This is a genomic window from Acidobacteriota bacterium, from assembly GCA_020853395.1.
In the GTDB taxonomy this organism is placed as follows: domain Bacteria; phylum Acidobacteriota; class Vicinamibacteria; order Vicinamibacterales; family SCN-69-37; genus JADYYY01.
Genome location: JADYYY010000002.1, coordinates 299,064 through 315,354 on the forward strand (window position 1 = coordinate 299,064; position 16,291 = coordinate 315,354).

The following is a 16,291-nucleotide window of genomic DNA, read 5'->3' on the forward strand; positions in this document are numbered from 1 at the left end:
CTGTCGGCACCGCCCCGGTCCGGTGTAGACTCCGCGCCCGGAGGGGGACTCCACATGAAACACGTCGTGACCGCGTTCGTTCTGCTAGGGGTGTGCACGGTCGCCGCAGAGGCTCAAGACCGTTCGCACTGGGGAGCCGCTGCCGGCTTCATCCCGAAGTGGGAGACCGGCGGATCGTTGAAGGACTTCGAGAACCTCGTGATCAACGAGGACAGCCTCGGGATCTCCGGCTCCGAGTTCCGCATCGGTATCGTCCGCGGGCGGCGTCTGTCGGGCGACTGGGGCGTCTCGTTCGTCCGCCGGGCGTTGGACAAAGGCGACACGGTCACGCAGTCGGACGGCTACGGGTGCCAGGGCGGCTCGACGGGTTCGTCCGCGCCCTTCATCCTCGCGTGCACCGGCGACAACTCGGAGGTCACACCGGGCGATCTCCGAATCACGGGTGTCGAAGTGAACAAGTTCTTCTCGTTCGTGACGATTGCCGAACGCGTGCAGATCGGCATCAACATCGCGGGCGGCATCGGCAAGGGCGACGGCAGCTACAGCACGCGTTCCTTCCACACGACGTTCACCTGCACCTTCCCCCCGGGAAAGTTCCCGGACTACGGCCCGGACAGCGACCCGTGCACGGGTGGGGTCAAGTCGAAAGAAGTGACGACGCCGACCGGCACCGGGACCGAGCCCTTCGGGCGCATCCTGAATTACGAAAAGAATTTCATCCCGCTCGGCAAGGTCGAGGTCGGCGTCTCGGTCATCGTCGTACCCCAGCTCAAGATACGGCTCAGCGGAGGCATGGACTACCCGGGGATGAGCACGGTCGGAATCACGGGCCTGTTCTTCTTCGGATCGGAATAGAACGGTGAGGCGTGCGAGGCTCGTGGCGGTTCAGTTCAGACGGCTGCCAGGGGCTTCGCCGCGCAGCCGCAGGCCGGCGTGGCGTTGTCAGATCTTCGGCAGCGTCACGCCGGACTGTTTCAGGTACTTGCCCTTCTTGTCGCCGTACGACCGCTCGCACACCTCGTCGCTCTGCAGGAAGAGCACCTGCGCGATGCCCTCGTTGGCGTAGATCTTCGCCGGCAGCGGCGTCGTGTTCGAGATCTCGAGCGTGACGAAGCCCTCCCATTCCGGCTCGAAGGGCGTGACGTTCACGATGATGCCGCACCGCGCGTAGGTCGATTTGCCCAGGCAGATCGTCAGGATGTCGCGCGGGATCCGGAAGTACTCGATCGTCCGGGCCAGCGCGAAGGAGTTCGGCGGCACGATGCAGACGTCCGACTTGATGTCCACGAACGACCGCGGGTCGAAGCTCTTCGGGTCGATGACGGTGTTGTTGATGTTCGTGAAGACCTTGAACTCGTCCGCGACGCGGATGTCGTAGCCGTAGGACGACAGCCCGTAGGAGACCACACCTGCGCGAACCTGGTCGTCGACGAACGGCTCGATCATGCCGTGCTCGAGCGCCATCCGGCGAATCCATCTGTCGGCCTTGATCGGCATCGCTCACCGCCGCAGCAGCATCCCGATCACCGACAGCACCACGCTGACGACGATGCAGGTCATGAGAGGAAAGTAGAACGTCGAATTGCCGCGCTGGATCCGGATGTCGCCCGGCAGCCGGCCGAGCGGCAGGCCCATCTGCACCAGCAGGCCGGCCACCACCAGGACAACGCCCACGGTTATCAGCGCGCGCCCCATGGCATCGGCCCGCGTCAGAGCTCCATGCCGCGGAAGAAGTACCCGAGCTCGAACGCCGCCGTCTCGGGCGCGTCCGATCCATGCGTCGCGTTGAACTCGATCGACGTGCCGAACTCCTTCCGGAGCGTGCCGGCGTCGGCTTTCGCGGGATCCGTCGCGCCCATCAGGGCCCGCCATTTCTGGATCGCGCCCGATGCCTCGAGCACCATCACGATGCACGGCCCGGACGACATGAAATCCGTCAGGCTGCCGAAGAACGGCCGCGCCTTGTGCACGGCATAGAAGCCCTCGGCGTCCCGCTTGGACAGGTGTGTGAGGCGCAGGCCCCGGACGACGAAGCCGGCCTGCTCGATGCGCGCGAGGATCTGTCCCGCTTTCTGCGCGCGGACGGCGTCGGGCTTGATGATGGCGAAGGTTCGCTCGGTGTTCATATCCGGGCGATCTTACATCGAAGACAGGGCGGTTCCGATCTCCGGCCTGCCGCCAGGACCGCCGCCGCTACCGCAACGCGTCCATCAGCTCGTCGAGCGCGGCCTTGGGCGGACGCACGCGCGATTCCGGCAACGTCGCGAGCGGCTCGTCGACGAGGTTCAGCAGGTCGAGGAAGTCGTCCTTGTCGGGCTCGATGTAGATGACCCCCGTGGCGAACTCCCCGCGCCGCGCCGTCTCGTGCAGGAGACGCATGGCGCTGAGCTTGTCGGACGGGTTGTAGTCCGGCGCCACCTTGCGGAGATAGAGCTGCGAGCCGTCGTGCATGCGCACCGCGGTGGTCGAGCCGGGCTCGTACTCGACGGTGATGTCCTGGAAGTACGGCACGAAGCTGATCTCGCCGAGCGGCTCCTCGTGGTCCTTCACGTACGCGTAGCTCTTCGTCGAGCCGTCGTGATCGTTGAAGGTGACGCACGGCGAGATCACGTCGATCATCGCCGTGCCGCGGTGCGAGATCGCCGCCTTGAGCACCGACAGCAGTTGCTGCTTGTCCCCTGAGAACGACCGCGCGACGAACGAGGCGCCGAGCTCCATCGCCAGCAGGCACGTGTCGATCGGCGGCAGGTCGTTGACGACCCCGTTCTTGGCCTTGGAGCCGAGGTCGGCGGTCGGCGAGAACTGCCCCTTGGTGAGCCCGTAGCAGCCGTTGTCCTCGATGATGTAGATCAGCGGGACGTTGCGACGCATCAGGTGCACGAACTGTCCGATGCCGATGGCGCCCGTGTCGCCGTCGCCGCTCACGCCGATCGCGAGCAGCCCGGCGTTCGCCAGCATCGCGCCCGTGGCCACCGACGGCATGCGGCCGTGCACCGAGTTGAACCCGTGCGACGGATTGAGGAAGTACGCGGGGCTCTTGCTCGAGCAGCCGATCCCCGAGAGCTTCACCACGCGCTTCGGATCGACGCCCATCTCGAAGAACGCGTCGATGATGCGCTCCGAGATGGCATTGTGCCCGCAGCCGGCGCAGAGCGTCGTCTTGCTGCCTCGATAGCTGGAGACGTCCAGGTTGATGCGGTTGGTCTTGCGGGGAGCGACAGGGGTCTCGGCCATGGCTAGCTGCCCTTCTCCTGCTCGAGGACGCGGTCGGTGATGCTGCGGGCGTCGATCGGCAGCCCGTTGTAGTGCAGCACGCTCCGCAGGCGGACGGCGTGGGCGGCCTCGCCGTCCGTGAGCAGCAGGCTGAGCATCTGATGATCCCGGTTCTGCTCGACGACGTACACGCGATCGTGCCGGCGGATGAAGTCGTCGACCGCCGGCGTGAACGGGTACGCCCGCAGCCGCAGATACGACGTGTGCAGGCCGGCTTCCTCGCGGAGCTGGTCGCGCGCCTCGTCCACCGCCCAGTGGCTCGATCCGAACGCGATGATGCCGACGCGCGCCTTCGGATCCAGCTCCACGATCGGCTGCGGCACGAGCGTGCGGGCCGTGTCGAACTTGCGTGCGAGCCGATCCATGTTGCGAACGTAGTCGTCCGGCCGTTCGCTGTACGCGGCCATCTCGTTGTGGCCGGACCCGCGCGTGAAGAATGCCGGCCCGCCCATGCCCGCGATCGTCCGCCAAGGAACGCCGTCGCCGTCGACGTCCTTGTAGCGCCCCCAGGAGGCGCCCAGCTCGCGCAGCTTGGCCTCGTCGAGGACCTTGCCACGGTCGATCGGCTTCTCCGGGTAGGCGAACGGCTCGGACATCCAGGTGTTCATCCCGAGATCCAGGTCGCTCAGCACGAACACGATCGTCTGGAGACGCTCGGAGAGATCGAACGCGTCCATCGCCATCTCGTAGCACTCGGCCACCGACGCGGGCAGCAGCAGCACGTGCTTCGTGTCGCCATGCGAGTTGAAGGCGGCGAACAGCAGGTCGCCCTGCGCCGTGCGGGTCGGCAAGCCGGTCGACGGGCCCACGCGCTGCACGTCGAAGACGACCGCCGGCACCTCGGCGTAGTACGACAGCCCCGCGAACTCCGACATCAGGGAGATGCCCGGCCCCGACGTGGAGGTCATCGACCGCGCGCCAGCCCAACTGGCCCCGATCACCATGCCGAGCGACGCGATCTCGTCCTCCGCCTGCACGATCGCGAACGTCGCCTTGCCGGTCGCCTTGTCCATGCGGTACTTGCGCATGTAGGAGATCAGCGTCTCGGGCAGCGACGAGGACGGCGTGATGGGATACCACGCGACGACGGTCACGCCGGCGAACAGGCAGCCCATCGCGCACGCGGCGTTGCCTTCGACGAGGATCTGGCCGGCGGTCTTGTTCATCCGCGCAACGCGATAGGGGTCGCGCTTCGTCAGGTGCTCGGCCGCCCAGGCTTTGCCGGCCTCGAGCGCCGCCTGGTTGAGCGCCATGGCCTTGGGCTTCTTGCCGAGCTGCCTGGCGAGCGCCTGCTCCATCTCCTTGATGTCGATCGAGAGCAGCTCGGCGAGAATCCCGTCGTAGATCATATTCTTGACGAGACGACGCAGCTTCGCGTCGGAGCAGACGCTGGCGACGATCTTGTCGAACGGGACGGGGTAGAACGTGAGGTCGTCGCGCAGCGCGTCGAGCTTGAGCGGCTCGTCGTACACGACGGCGCGGCCCGCATCGAGCGCGAGGACGTCGTCTTTCGCGGTCTCGGGGTTCATCGCAACGAGGAAATCGATTTCCTTCTTCCGGGCGATGTACCCGCGATGGTTGGCGCGGATGGTGTACCAGGTCGGCAGGCCCGCGATGTTCGACGGGAACAGGTTCTTGCCGGAGACCGGGATCCCCATCTGAAAGAGGGATCGCAGCAAGACGAGGTTCGCGGTCTGACTGCCGGACCCGTTGACGGTGGCGACCTGGATGGTGAAGTCGTTGACTACCGAAGCCTCAGACTGCTGGGGTTCGGTCTGACTGGCCGGGGACGGTACGCTCATGCGGTAGGGCACGCTGGTCGTCAAAAGGGCCAGCGCACGATCCCGTTCAGTATACCGCTATCGTCTGGCGCCCAAGGCCTCCTCGGTCGCTCGCCCGATGTCCGACGGGCTGGCGACGACGCGCACGCCGGCGGCACGCAGAGCCGCCATCTTCTCGGCGGCGGTGCCCTTTCCTCCCGCGATGATCGCGCCCGCGTGTCCCATGCGCCGCCCTGGCGGCGCCGTCTGTCCCGCGATGAACCCGACCACGGGCTTCGTCACGTGCACTTTGATGAAGTCGGCGGCGAGCTCCTCAGCGTTGCCGCCAATTTCTCCGATCAGCACGACCGCCTCGGTGTCCGCATCGGCCTCGAAGAGCGTCAGCGCGTCGATGAACGACGTGCCGATGAGCGGGTCGCCGCCGATCCCGATGCACGTCGTCTGGCCGAGACCGAGCGTCGTGAGCTGGTGGATGGCCTCGTAGGTGAGCGTGCCGCTCTTCGACACGATGCCCACGCGGCCTTCGCGGCAGATGTGGCCCGGGATGATGCCAGCCTTCGCGCGGCCGGCCGAGATCAGACCGGGACAGTTCGGACCGATGAGCCGCATCCGTGAGCGACGGACGAACGGCATCGCCCGCAGCATGTCGAGGACGGGAATGCCCTCCGTGATGCACACGGCGAGGTCGAGGCCGGCATCGGCCGCCTCCATCACGGCATCGGCGCCGCCGGGAGGCGGCACGAAGATCACCGACGCGTTCGCACCGGTGGCCCGCACGGCGTCCGCCACCGTGTTGAACACCGGCCAACCTTCGTGCGTCGTGCCTCCCTTGCCGGGCGTGACGCCTCCGACGACGTTGGTCCCGTAGGCTTGCGCCTGCTTCGCGTGAAATGTCCCCTCACGGCCCGTCAGCCCTTGGACGATGAGCCGCGTCGATCGATCGATGAGTACTGCCATTGGTTGTCTGCTTCTTCTCAGCGCGCCGAAGGCCTCTCTCCAACGCTCACGGCGCCTGCCTTCTCGCGATGCGTGCCCTCGCCCGTCAGCCTCCGAGGGCGACGACGCGCTCGGCGGCCTCGGCCATCGTGTCGGCCGTCGTGAAGTTGAGGCCGCTATTGCGCAGCATCTCCTTGCCCAACTCGACGTTGGTGCCTTCCATGCGGATGACGATCGGCACGCGCACGCCCAGATCCTGGACCGCCGCGATCACGCCCTGCGCGAGAACGTCGCACCGCAGGATGCCGCCGAAGATGTTGATCAGCACGGCTTTCACGCTCGAGTCGGACATCAGGATGCGGAAGGCGTTCTTGATCTGCTCCGCGCTGGCGCCGCCGCCAACGTCGAGGAAGTTCGCCGGTTCGCCCCCCGCGAGCTTGATGATGTCCATCGTCGCCATGGCGAGGCCCGCGCCGTTGACCATGCAGCCGATCGTGCCGTCGAGCTTGATGTAGTTCAGCGAGTGCTTCGACGCCTCGATCTCCAGCGGATCCTCCTCGGAGAGATCGCGCAGCTCCTTGATGTCGGCATGACGATAGAGCGCGTTGTCGTCGAAGGTGAGCTTCGCGTCGAGGGCGATGAGATCCCCGCCGGCCGTGACGATGAGCGGGTTCACCTCGACGAGCGACGCATCGGTGGCGATGAACGCCTGGTAGACGGCCTGCATCAACCGCACGGCCTTGCCGACCTGATCGCCGGTCAGGCCGAGCGCGAACGCCAGGGCGCGCGCCTGGTAGGCCTGCAGCCCGAGCCCGGGGTCGATCGCGGCCTTGAAGATCCGTTCGGGCGTGTCCTCGGCGACCTTCTCGATCTCCACGCCGCCATCGGGACTGGCCATCATCACGGCGCGTTCGCTGGCGCGGTCGACGACGAGGCCGAGGTACAGCTCGCGGGCGATCGCCAGCCCCTCTTCGATCAGCACGCGTCCGACGACACGCCCTTCGGGGCCGGTCTGATGGGTCACGAGGCGCATGCCCAACATGGCCTGCGCGGCCGCCGCAGCGGCATCGGCGCCCTTCACGACCTTGACACCGCCGCCCTTGCCGCGCCCCCCCGCATGGATCTGCGCCTTCACGACGACCGTACCGCCGCCGAGCTCCTGGGCCGCGGCGCGCGCCTCCTCGGCTGCGAAAACGACCGTCCCGCGCGGCACCGGCACGCCGAACTTCCGAAGGATGTCCTTTCCCTGATGTTCGTGAATCTTCATCGGACGCGGAGTCTACCGGGAATGCACGTCAGTGGCAAACTCGCCGCGCAGCCGCGCAGATGTACACAGCACCACACAGTGGCCGACGACGGCGGAGAGGAGCGGGAAGGACCGAAAACTCGAGCGGCGATGCGTCAGAAGCGCGGGCGATCGCGGTGGAGCGACACCACCGATTGCCACACGCCCACGGCGATCAGCACGCACCCGACAATGCTGACGAAAGGCACCATGACCGAAATTCCCGGACGACGATAGTGCAAACTGTGTGCCTCGTCCGGCAAATAGTCAAGGACGAAAACGGGGACAGCGGAGACAGATTTCCGCTGCCCGTTTTGTTCGTGGGTGTCGATTCCGACAGCTCGGACGCTGCCGGACACAAACCTTGCCTAGACGCCGATCACCGTCGTCAACTCCTTGACGGCAGCAGCCGACTTCATCAGCGCCCGGTGCTCATCCGGCGTGAGCGTAATCTCGACGACTTCTTCGGCGCCGCCCTTCCCGAGCCGGACCGGCACGCCGAGGAACTGGTCGCGGACGCCGTACTCGCCTTCGAGGAACACCGAGCACGGCAGGACCATCTTGCGATCGCCGAGGATCGACTCGACCATTTGCGCCGCCGCGGCGCCGGGCGCGAACCACGCGCTCGTGCCGACGAGCTTCGTGATTTCCGCCCCTCCATTGGCCGTGCGCGTGCAAATCTCGTCGAGCTTCGCCTGGCTCAACCGCCCCATGGTGACCAGCTCCGTGAGCGGAATCCCCGCGACCGTAGAGTAGCGCGGCAGCGGCACCATCGTGTCGCCGTGGCCACCCAGCACGAACGCATGGACGTTCTGCACCGAGACGCCGAGCTCCATCGCGATGAACGTGCGCGCCCGCGCCGAGTCGAGCACGCCCGCCATGCCAACGACCCGCTGGCGCGGGAAGCCGCTCAGCCGGTACACGGCCTGACACATCGCGTCGAGCGGATTGGCGACCGGCACGATGACGGCATCCGGCGAGTACTTGACGACCTGTTCGGTCACCGTCTGCATGATCTTGTAGTTGACCTGCAGCAGGTCGTCGCGGCTCATGCCCGGCTTGCGCGGGACGCCGGACGTGATCACCACGACGTCCGAGCCCGCGCTCGCCGCGTAGTCGTTCGTGCCGATGACCCGCGTGTCGGACCCGTCGATCGGACACGCCTGGAAGATGTCGAGCGCGATGCCGGCGGCCTTCTCCGCCGCGATGTCGACGATGACGACGTCGGCCAGGCTCTTGACGGCGATCGCGCGCGCGACCGTCGCGCCGACGTTGCCGGCGCCTCCCACAACAGTGACTCTTCGATTCATCTCGAGCTCTCCAATGGCAAGGGGCGTGCGCCCGCTACATGTGGCGGATCATCGCGGTGGCGAACTCCGACGTCTTCAGCTCGGTCGAGCCGGAGATCAGCCGCGCGAGATCATAGGTGACCTCTTTGGCCGCGATCGTCTTCTCGAGCGACGCGATCACGAGATCGGCCGCCTCGGTCCATCCGAGGAAGCGCAGCATCATCTCGCCGGACAGGATCACCGATCCGGGATTGACGCGGTCCTGTCCCGCGTACTTCGGCGCCGTCCCGTGGGTGGCCTCGAAGATCGCGTGGCCGGTCATGTAGTTGATGTTGGCGCCGGGCGCGATGCCGATACCGCCGACCTGGGCGGCGAGCGCGTCCGAAATGTAGTCGCCGTTCAGATTGGGCGTCGCGACCACGTCGTACTCCGCGGGCCGCGTCAGAATCTGCTGCAGGAACGCATCCGCGATCACGTCCTTGACGACGATGCCGCTCGGCAGGGCGCACCAGGGGCCGCCGTCGATCTCGGTCCCGCCGAACTCGCGCTTCGCCAGGGCGTACCCCCAGTCGCGGAAGGCGCCCTCGGTGAACTTCATGATGTTGCCCTTGTGGACGAGCGTCACGCTCTTCCGCTTGTGCTCGACCGCATACTCGAGCGCCGCGCGGATCAGCCGTTCCGAGCCTTCCCGGGAAATGGGCTTGATCCCGAGGCCGGTGGTGTCGGGAAACCGGATCTTCTTGTACAGCTTGGGGAATGCGCCGGCGAAGAGCTTCTTGAACTCCTCCACTTCCGGCGAGCCCTCCTTGAATTCGATGCCGGCGTAGATGTCTTCCGTGTTCTCGCGGAAGATCACCATGTCGACGAGGTCCGGGCGCTTCACGGGCGTCTCCATGCCGCCGAAGTACCTCACGGGGCGCAGGCAGACGTACAGGTCGAGCTCCTGGCGCAGCGCGACGTTGAGCGAGCGGATGCCGCCGCCAACGGGCGTCGTGAGCGGCCCCTTGATGCCGACCAGGTACCGACGAAACGCGTCGAGTGTCTCCTCGGGCAGCCAGTTGCCGGTCTGGTTGAACGCTTTCTCGCCGGCGAGCACTTCCAGCCACTCGATGCGGCGTGTGCGGCCGTACGCTTTCTCGACGGCAGCCTCGAACACGCGCACGCTCGCGCGCCAGATGTCCGGTCCCGTGCCATCGCCTTCGATGAACGGGATGATCGGGTGATCCGGCACGACGAGCCGGTCCTTCTGTCGTTGAATCGCTGTCGCTGACATCGTCTCTCCGCTCGAACGCGTTTTAGGTCACGTCCCTGTTCGCCGTTACAGGTTCTTCACAGAAACTGTGGAAAACTTTGTGGAAAACTCTGCGCCCCTGGGGGAATTGTCGAGAGTTTCCGCTGACGGGAACGGATTGCACCAACCTGGTGCGACCCTCGCGCTGCGACAGCACATTATAGGACGCGCGGCGACGCGGGTCGCAGCGCGGCGGCCATGCTAAGATTTGCCGTGCCCGTAGTCACGCCGTCTGGACTGGCACCGTCCTTCCGTTCTGCTCGCGTCGTCGCCATCATCCCCGCCCGGTATCGTTCGACGCGCCTTCACGCGAAGGCGCTGGCGCTCATCGATGGGCGGCCGATGGTGGAACACGTGTACCGCCGGGCGAGCGAGGCCCGCACGGTCGACGCCGTGCTCGTCGCCACCGATGACGAGCGGATCGCGGACGTGGTGGCGTCGTTCGGCGGAACCGCCGTGATGACGCGACCCGATCACGCGAGCGGCACGGATCGGCTCGCGGAAGTGGCAGCCGCGCTCGACAGCGATCTCGTCGTCAACGTCCAGGGCGATCTGCCCTTTCTGCCACCCGAACCGATCGATGCGACGGTCGCGCTCGTACGCGACACGCCGGCGCTCGTCATGGGCACCCTCCGGCGGGAGATCACGGACGTGCGGGAGTTGCTCGCCCCGTCGGTCGTCAAGGTCGTGGTCGACGAGCACGGCGCCGCGCTCTACTTCAGCCGCGCGCCGATCCCCTTCACGCGAGAGGGCCAGCCGACACCGCGGCGCTGGAAGCACCTGGGGCTGTACGTCTACCGCCGGCAATTCCTGCTCCGCTTCGCGGCGCTCCCCTCGACACCGCTCGAGCGCGCCGAGAGCCTCGAGCAGTTGCGCGCGCTCGAGCACGGCTATCGGATCGGTACCGTCGAAACCACGATCGACACCGTCGAGATCGACACGCCAGACGACCTCGACCGCGCGCGCTCGCTCGCGGCCGCGGGTCAGGCTCCATGACCCCATGACGCACACCGAACGCTCCCGACCGGTCAAGTACATCTTCGTCACTGGCGGCGTCGTCTCCTCGCTCGGCAAGGGGTTGGCCGCCGCGTCGATCGGGTGTCTGCTGGAGGGCCACGGCTACAAGGTGGCGCTGCAGAAGTTCGATCCCTACATCAACGTCGATCCCGGCACGATGAGCCCCTATCAGCACGGGGAGGTGTACGTCACGGACGACGGCGCGGAAGCCGACCTGGACCTCGGGCACTACGAGCGGTTCACCAACATGGTCGCCACGCGGAACCACAGTTGGACGACCGGCAAGATCTACCTGTCCGTGATCCAGAAGGAGCGCCGCGGCGAGTACCTGGGCCGCACCGTGCAGGTGATCCCGCACATCACCAACGAAATCAAACAGGCCATCAGGTCCGCGGCGCAGGACGTGGACGTGCTGCTCGTGGAAATCGGGGGCACGGTGGGCGACATCGAGAGCCTCCCGTTCCTCGAAGCCATTCGGCAGTTCCGGCAGGACGTCGGCCGGGACAACGCGCTCTTCATCCACCTGACGCTCGTGCCGTACATCGGCTCGGCTGGTGAGCTGAAGACGAAACCAACGCAGCACAGCGTGCGCGATCTCCGATCGATCGGCATCCAGCCGGACGTGCTCCTCTGCCGGACCGATCGGCCACTCGACCGCGATCTCAAGCGCAAGATCGCCCTCTTCTGCGACGTGGACGAAGATGCAGTCATCACGGCGCGCGACGTCGCGAGCATCTACGAGGTGCCGCTCAGCCTGGCGGGCGAGGGCCTCGACCGCATCGTCCTGGATCGGCTGCGGCTGCCGCAGACTGAAGCCAGGATGGACGCCTGGAAGGAGCTCGCGGAGCGCATCCGCAACCCGAAGGACGAAATCACGCTCCACTTCGTCGGGAAGTACACGGAATACGAGGACTCGTACAAGAGCATCAACGAAGCGCTCGCGCACGGCGGCTTCAAGCACCGGCTGACCGTCCGGCTCAAGTACGTCGAAGCCGAGGCGCTCGAGGACGCCGACGGCCCCCGCCTCCTCGAGGGCGCGGTCGGCATCCTCGTGGCGCCGGGATTCGGCGATCGCGGCAGCCGCGGCATGATGATCGCGGCCGAGTATGCTCGGACGCGGAAGATCCCCTACTTCGGGATCTGCTACGGGTTCCAGTGGGCCGTCGTCGAGTACGCGCGCCACGTCTGCAGCCTCTGCGACGCGGATTCGACGGAAGTGAACGAGCTGGCCCCCCACAAGATCATCTACAAGCTCCGCGATCTGCTCGGCGTGGACGACCTCGGGGGGACGATGCGTCTGGGGAGCTACGCCTGCCGTCTGTCGCCGGATTCGCTCGCCTTCAAGCTGTACGGCGAGGAGATCGTCCACGAGCGGCACCGCCATCGCTACGAGTTCAATCCCGAGTACGAGAAGGTGCTCGTCGAACACGGCCTCCGCATCGTCGGACGTTCGCTGGACGGCAAGTTCGTCGAAGTCGTGGAGCTGCCGAGCCATCCGTGGTTCGTCGCCGTGCAGTTCCACCCCGAGTTCCACTCCAAGCCGCTGCGGCCGCACCCGCTGTTCGCGGGGTTCGTCGAGGCGGCGTACCGCCGCAAGATGGCGGCCGAAGGGCTGCCCGCTCCCGTCGCGGCGGTCGGCGAGCGGCGCGCGCGGTCGTGATCGCCGTCCCGGTCACCGAGACGGTCGTCCTTGGACGCGGCGCGCTCGTGCTCATCGCGGGCCCGTGCGTCATCGAGAGCGAAGCCCACGCGCTCGGGCTCGGCCAGCGCATCGCCGCGACGGCCCGGGCGGCCGGCGTGCCGTACATCTTCAAGGCATCGTTCGACAAGGCGAACCGGACGTCGGCGGCCTCCTTTCGCGGGCCTGGCCTCGAGGCCGGCCTCGAGATCCTCGGCCGCATCCGCGACGAGCTCGGCGTGCCGGTGCTCACGGACATCCACGAGGCCTGGCAGGCGCCGCGTGCCGCCGCGGTCGTCGACGTGCTCCAGATTCCGGCGTTCCTGAGCCGGCAGACCGACCTCATCACGGAGGCGGCGAGAACGGGCCGCGTCGTCAACATCAAGAAGGGGCAGTTCATGGCGCCGCTCGACATGAAACACGCCATCGCGAAGGTCCGAGCCGCGGGCAACGACCGGGTGTTCGTGACCGAGCGCGGCACGTCGTTCGGCTACAACAACCTGGTCGTGGACATGCGCGGGTTTCCGATGATGCGCGCGCTCGGCGCACCCGTGGTGTTCGACGTGACGCACAGCCTCCAACTGCCCGGCGCCGGCGACGGCGTGAGCGCGGGGCTGTCGGAGTACGTCGAGCCGCTCGCCTCTGCAGGGGTCGCCGCAGGCGTGGACGGTGTCTTCCTCGAAGTGCACGAGGCGCCGGAACGGGCCAAGAGCGACGGCCCGAATGCGCTGCCGCTCGCCCGGCTCGCGCCGCTGCTCGAGCGGCTCGTCGCGCTGCACGCCGTCGTTCAAGGCCGCACGACTGCCGGCCAACGATGACGATGCCGGGGGACCGCGACACGGCCGCGTTCGCGCGGAAGGTGCTGGAGACCGAAGCGAAGGCCATCCTCGGCCTCATTCCACGGCTCGACGGCCAGTTCGATCGCGCGCTCGATCTGCTCGAGCACTGCACGGGTCGCGTGATCGTGAGCGGCATGGGCAAGTCGGGCATCATCGCCCGGAAGATCGCCGCCACGCTGTCGAGCACCGGCACCTCCGCCGTCTTCCTTCACGCTGCGGAAGCCGTGCACGGCGACCTGGGGGTCGTGCAGGCGAACGACGTCGTGCTCGTGCTCTCCTACAGCGGCGAAACCGAAGAGCTCGTGCGCCTGCTCGAGGCGATTCGACGCATCGGCGCCCGGCTCATCGCCCTCACCGGTACTCCCGCGTCGACCCTGGGCCATGCCGCCGACGCCACGCTCAGCTCCGAAGTCGCCGAAGAAGCGTGCCCGTGGAACCTTGCCCCCACGGCGAGCACGACCGCCGCGCTCGCGATGGGCGACGCCCTGGCGATGGCGCTGGCTCATCGCAAGGGCTTCAACCACGAACAGTTCGCGCACCTGCACCCGGGAGGCCGCCTCGGCAAACGGCTGATGCGGGTCGGCGCGCTCATGCACGGCGGCGCGGCGCTGCCCGCGGTGGCGCCCGACGCGCTCATGCCGGACGTCATTCACGAGATGTCGAGCAAACGCCTGGGCATGACCTGCGTGGTCGACGAGCACGGGCGGCTCGCCGGCATCGTGACGGACGGCGATTTGCGCCGGCACATGACGCCCGGCTCGAATCTGCTGGAGCGGCAGGCGCGAGAGATCATGACGCGGCTGCCGGTCACGATTCACCGCGACCTCATGGCCGTCGAGGCGCTCCGCGTCATGGAGGCGCGCAAGATCACGGCGGTCGTCGTCGTCGACGCGTCGAACGTCGTCGAGGGCGTCGTGCACCTTCACGATCTCTGGCGCACGCAGATGTTCTAGTGCGTTCGCCGCGGCATCGCGTCGTCGGATTCTGGGGCCGTGAGCTCTGGCGTGAGGCTCCACGGATCGGCCGCCGGCGCTGACGGCTCAGGACTCGACGTGGCTTCGCCGCAGGCTGCGCACCAACGGATTCCATTGAACGATATGGCTGGACCGGCTTCCCGCGAAGAACTCGACATCCGTGCGCGCCGCGTGCGCTTGCTGCTGCTCGACGTGGACGGCGTGCTGACCGACGGCACCGTCCACATCCACGCGGGGCAAGGCGAATCGAAGGGGTTCTTCATCCGCGACGGCGCGGCCATGGCGTGGGCACGCCGCGACGGTCTCGAGATTGGATTGCTGAGCGGCCGGCCGTCGGATGCCACGGTCCGCCGCGCGAGCGAGCTGGGCCTGACCATCGTGTGCCAACCTGGCCCCGACAAGCGCCAGGCGTATGCGGATATCCTGACGGGATGCGGCTGCGCGGACGAAGAGACGGCCTACATGGGCGATGATCTGCTCGACCTGCCGGTGTTGCAGCGGGTCGGGCTGTCGGCCGCGCCGGCCGATGCGGTCGACGACGTGCGGTCGCGCGTGCACTGGGTGAGCGCGTATCCCGGCGGCCGCGGCGCCGTGCGCGAGTTGATCGAGCTGATCCTGCGCGCGCAGGGCCGATGGGACGGTCTCGTGTCGCGCTTCCTGGACCGCGGCTGATCCGATGCAAGAGTACGGCGGCGTGCTCGGCGTGCTCGTGGCGTTGCTCGTCGGTCTCGCGGCCGGCAAGGCCTGGGAGCGCTACAAGCTCGTGGAGGGCCGGTGGATCGATCGCCGTCGTCTCCGTCAGTCGCCGCATTTCATTCTCGGGCTCAACCACCTGGTGGCCGGGCAGGTCGATCTCGCGATCGAGGAGCTCGAGCGGGCCGCGGCGCTGGATCCGAGCGCGCTCGAGATCCGGCTGGTGCTCGGCAATCTGTACCGCGAGAAAGGTCAGACCGGCCGGGCGATCCAGGAGCACCAGGCGCTCGTCCAGCGCCCTCGGCTCAACAAGGTCGAACAGGCCAACGTGCTGCTCTGCCTCGGGCTCGACTACCGACGTGGCGGTTTCGTCGATCGCGCGGTCGCGGTCTTCACCGACGTGCTGAAGCTCGATCCCGAGAACGAGTCGGCGCTCATCAACCTGGAGAAGCTGCAGGAGGATCAGCACCAGTGGCAGGAGGCGTACGTCACGCGGCGCCGCCTCGCCCGCATCGCCGGCCCGCCCGATCAGCCGCGCTCGCAGCGCGTGCTGGCCTTCCTCGAGAACGAGCTCGGCCTGCAGGCGCTCAAGGAAGGGCGGCTCGACGACGCGGTGCGACGGTTCGAAGCGGCGATCGACCTCGACGCCGCGGTCGTGCCGGCGTACCTGCATCTCGGGGACGCGCAGTCCACGCGTGGTGAGGTCCAGGCCGCCATCGCCACCTGGGAGCGGGCCATCCAGGTGTCGATCGATCGCGCGCACCTGGCGCTCAGCCGTCTCGAACGAGCGTACGCGGCGCTGGGACAGCCCGAACGCTTTGCCGACCTCTGCCGGCGGCTCATCGCGAGCGCGCCGCGCGAATGGCGCGCGCGCATCGCCCTGGCGCAGCACCTGTCGAGCCGCGGACGTCCCGCGCAGGCCGTCGAGCTGCTGTTCGAAGCGCTCGAACACAATCCGCACGCGCTGGCGATCCACCAGGCCGTCTGGGCGACGCTCTCGGCGCTCGACCTCCCGAAACACCTGGTCGTGCGCTACATCGAAGTGACCCGACAGTCGGTCTTCTACCTCGATCCACACGTGTGCCTGAAGTGCCGGTACCGGAGCACGGAGCTCATCTGGCAGTGCCCCCATTGCCACGAGTGGGACACGTTCGTGGAAGACCGCATCGCCCCGGCCACGGACCTCGAGTCCGAGATTCCGCCCATCCTGGCGCAGTGACGTGGCCGGCCGCGTG

16 protein-coding genes are annotated in these 16,291 nt (G+C 67.3%); 7 read left to right on the top strand and 9 right to left on the bottom strand.

Annotated features, from left to right (window positions below; all coding sequences use genetic code 11):
- The first annotated feature begins 54 nt into the window (after nucleotides 1-54).
- Nucleotides 55-855: a hypothetical protein gene (locus IT184_01890; GenBank protein MCC7007543.1), complete on the top strand. Its 801-nt coding sequence runs from the start codon at nucleotides 55-57 to the stop codon at nucleotides 853-855.
- A gap of 87 nt (nucleotides 856-942) precedes the next feature.
- On the opposite strand, the gene IT184_01895 is transcribed toward IT184_01890, so the two are convergent.
- The 9 genes from IT184_01895 to icd all read right to left on the bottom strand — a co-directional run bounded on the left by IT184_01895 (nucleotide 943) and on the right by icd (nucleotide 9,837).
- Nucleotides 943-1,497 carry a dCTP deaminase gene (locus tag IT184_01895; GenBank protein MCC7007544.1) on the bottom strand — a complete coding sequence of 185 codons (555 nt, stop codon included), beginning with the start codon at nucleotides 1,495-1,497 and terminating at the stop codon, nucleotides 943-945.
- 3 nt (nucleotides 1,498-1,500) lie between these two features.
- Complete coding sequence (locus IT184_01900; GenBank protein MCC7007545.1) at nucleotides 1,501-1,695, bottom strand: DUF2905 domain-containing protein; 195 nt, start codon at nucleotides 1,693-1,695, stop codon at nucleotides 1,501-1,503.
- A gap of 14 nt (nucleotides 1,696-1,709) precedes the next feature.
- Nucleotides 1,710-2,126 (bottom strand): nucleoside-diphosphate kinase, encoded by a 417-nt coding sequence (gene ndk, locus IT184_01905; protein ID MCC7007546.1) that lies wholly within the window; start codon nucleotides 2,124-2,126, stop codon nucleotides 1,710-1,712.
- 67 nt (nucleotides 2,127-2,193) lie between these two features.
- The gene (locus IT184_01910; GenBank protein MCC7007547.1) at nucleotides 2,194-3,234 is read right to left on the bottom strand and encodes a 2-oxoacid:ferredoxin oxidoreductase subunit beta; all 1,041 of its coding nucleotides are present in this window, start codon (nucleotides 3,232-3,234) and stop codon (nucleotides 2,194-2,196) included.
- Between the two features lie 2 nt (nucleotides 3,235-3,236).
- Complete coding sequence (locus IT184_01915; GenBank protein ID MCC7007548.1) at nucleotides 3,237-5,075, bottom strand: 2-oxoacid:acceptor oxidoreductase subunit alpha; 1,839 nt, start codon at nucleotides 5,073-5,075, stop codon at nucleotides 3,237-3,239.
- Between the two features lie 57 nt (nucleotides 5,076-5,132).
- Nucleotides 5,133-6,011 carry a succinate--CoA ligase subunit alpha gene (gene sucD, locus IT184_01920; GenBank protein MCC7007549.1) on the bottom strand — a complete coding sequence of 293 codons (879 nt, stop codon included), beginning with the start codon at nucleotides 6,009-6,011 and terminating at the stop codon, nucleotides 5,133-5,135.
- Nucleotides 6,012-6,096: 85 nt separating this feature from the next.
- Entirely contained in the window at nucleotides 6,097-7,257 is a 1,161-nt protein-coding gene (gene sucC / locus IT184_01925; protein MCC7007550.1) for an ADP-forming succinate--CoA ligase subunit beta, read from the bottom strand.
- Nucleotides 7,258-7,643: 386 nt separating this feature from the next.
- Nucleotides 7,644-8,585 (bottom strand): malate dehydrogenase, encoded by a 942-nt coding sequence (gene mdh, locus IT184_01930; protein ID MCC7007551.1) that lies wholly within the window; start codon nucleotides 8,583-8,585, stop codon nucleotides 7,644-7,646.
- Between the two features lie 34 nt (nucleotides 8,586-8,619).
- Nucleotides 8,620-9,837: an NADP-dependent isocitrate dehydrogenase gene (gene icd / locus IT184_01935; GenBank protein ID MCC7007552.1), complete on the bottom strand. Its 1,218-nt coding sequence runs from the start codon at nucleotides 9,835-9,837 to the stop codon at nucleotides 8,620-8,622.
- A gap of 216 nt (nucleotides 9,838-10,053) precedes the next feature.
- Here icd and kdsB point away from each other — a divergent pair, with 216 nt between their 5' ends.
- The 6 genes from kdsB (at nucleotide 10,054) to IT184_01965 (ending at nucleotide 16,275) form a co-directional block, all read left to right on the top strand.
- Nucleotides 10,054-10,851, top strand: a complete 798-nt coding sequence (gene kdsB, locus IT184_01940; GenBank protein MCC7007553.1) for a 3-deoxy-manno-octulosonate cytidylyltransferase — start codon at nucleotides 10,054-10,056, stop codon at nucleotides 10,849-10,851.
- Nucleotides 10,852-10,855: 4 nt separating this feature from the next.
- Nucleotides 10,856-12,532, top strand: a complete 1,677-nt coding sequence (locus IT184_01945) for a CTP synthase (GenBank protein ID MCC7007554.1) — start codon at nucleotides 10,856-10,858, stop codon at nucleotides 12,530-12,532.
- On the top strand, nucleotides 12,529-13,368 hold the full coding sequence (gene kdsA / locus IT184_01950; protein MCC7007555.1) for a 3-deoxy-8-phosphooctulonate synthase: 840 nt from the start codon (nucleotides 12,529-12,531) through the stop codon (nucleotides 13,366-13,368). The genes IT184_01945 and kdsA overlap by 4 nt, the downstream gene beginning before the upstream one ends.
- A gap of 2 nt (nucleotides 13,369-13,370) precedes the next feature.
- Nucleotides 13,371-14,342, top strand: a complete 972-nt coding sequence (locus tag IT184_01955; protein ID MCC7007556.1) for a KpsF/GutQ family sugar-phosphate isomerase — start codon at nucleotides 13,371-13,373, stop codon at nucleotides 14,340-14,342.
- Nucleotides 14,343-14,486: 144 nt separating this feature from the next.
- The gene (locus tag IT184_01960; protein ID MCC7007557.1) at nucleotides 14,487-15,035 is read left to right on the top strand and encodes an HAD hydrolase family protein; all 549 of its coding nucleotides are present in this window, start codon (nucleotides 14,487-14,489) and stop codon (nucleotides 15,033-15,035) included.
- Nucleotides 15,036-15,039: 4 nt separating this feature from the next.
- Complete coding sequence (locus IT184_01965) at nucleotides 15,040-16,275, top strand: tetratricopeptide repeat protein (protein MCC7007558.1); 1,236 nt, start codon at nucleotides 15,040-15,042, stop codon at nucleotides 16,273-16,275.
- Nucleotides 16,276-16,291: the final 16 nt, after the last annotated feature.

Coding starts and splice junctions, on each gene's coding strand:
- IT184_01890 (MCC7007543.1), top strand. CDS start 55: ATGAAACACGTCGTGACCGCGTTCGTTCTGCTAGGGGTGTGCACGGTC.
- IT184_01895 (MCC7007544.1), bottom strand. CDS start 1,497: ATGCCGATCAAGGCCGACAGATGGATTCGCCGGATGGCGCTCGAGCAC.
- IT184_01900 (MCC7007545.1), bottom strand. CDS start 1,695: ATGGGGCGCGCGCTGATAACCGTGGGCGTTGTCCTGGTGGTGGCCGGC.
- ndk (MCC7007546.1), bottom strand. CDS start 2,126: ATGAACACCGAGCGAACCTTCGCCATCATCAAGCCCGACGCCGTCCGC.
- IT184_01910 (MCC7007547.1), bottom strand. CDS start 3,234: ATGGCCGAGACCCCTGTCGCTCCCCGCAAGACCAACCGCATCAACCTG.
- IT184_01915 (MCC7007548.1), bottom strand. CDS start 5,075: ATGAGCGTACCGTCCCCGGCCAGTCAGACCGAACCCCAGCAGTCTGAG.
- sucD (MCC7007549.1), bottom strand. CDS start 6,011: ATGGCAGTACTCATCGATCGATCGACGCGGCTCATCGTCCAAGGGCTG.
- sucC (MCC7007550.1), bottom strand. CDS start 7,257: ATGAAGATTCACGAACATCAGGGAAAGGACATCCTTCGGAAGTTCGGC.
- mdh (MCC7007551.1), bottom strand. CDS start 8,585: ATGAATCGAAGAGTCACTGTTGTGGGAGGCGCCGGCAACGTCGGCGCG.
- icd (MCC7007552.1), bottom strand. CDS start 9,837: ATGTCAGCGACAGCGATTCAACGACAGAAGGACCGGCTCGTCGTGCCG.
- kdsB (MCC7007553.1), top strand. CDS start 10,054: ATGCTAAGATTTGCCGTGCCCGTAGTCACGCCGTCTGGACTGGCACCG.
- IT184_01945 (MCC7007554.1), top strand. CDS start 10,856: ATGACGCACACCGAACGCTCCCGACCGGTCAAGTACATCTTCGTCACT.
- IT184_01955 (MCC7007556.1), top strand. CDS start 13,371: ATGCCGGGGGACCGCGACACGGCCGCGTTCGCGCGGAAGGTGCTGGAG.
- IT184_01960 (MCC7007557.1), top strand. CDS start 14,487: ATGGCTGGACCGGCTTCCCGCGAAGAACTCGACATCCGTGCGCGCCGC.
- IT184_01965 (MCC7007558.1), top strand. CDS start 15,040: ATGCAAGAGTACGGCGGCGTGCTCGGCGTGCTCGTGGCGTTGCTCGTC.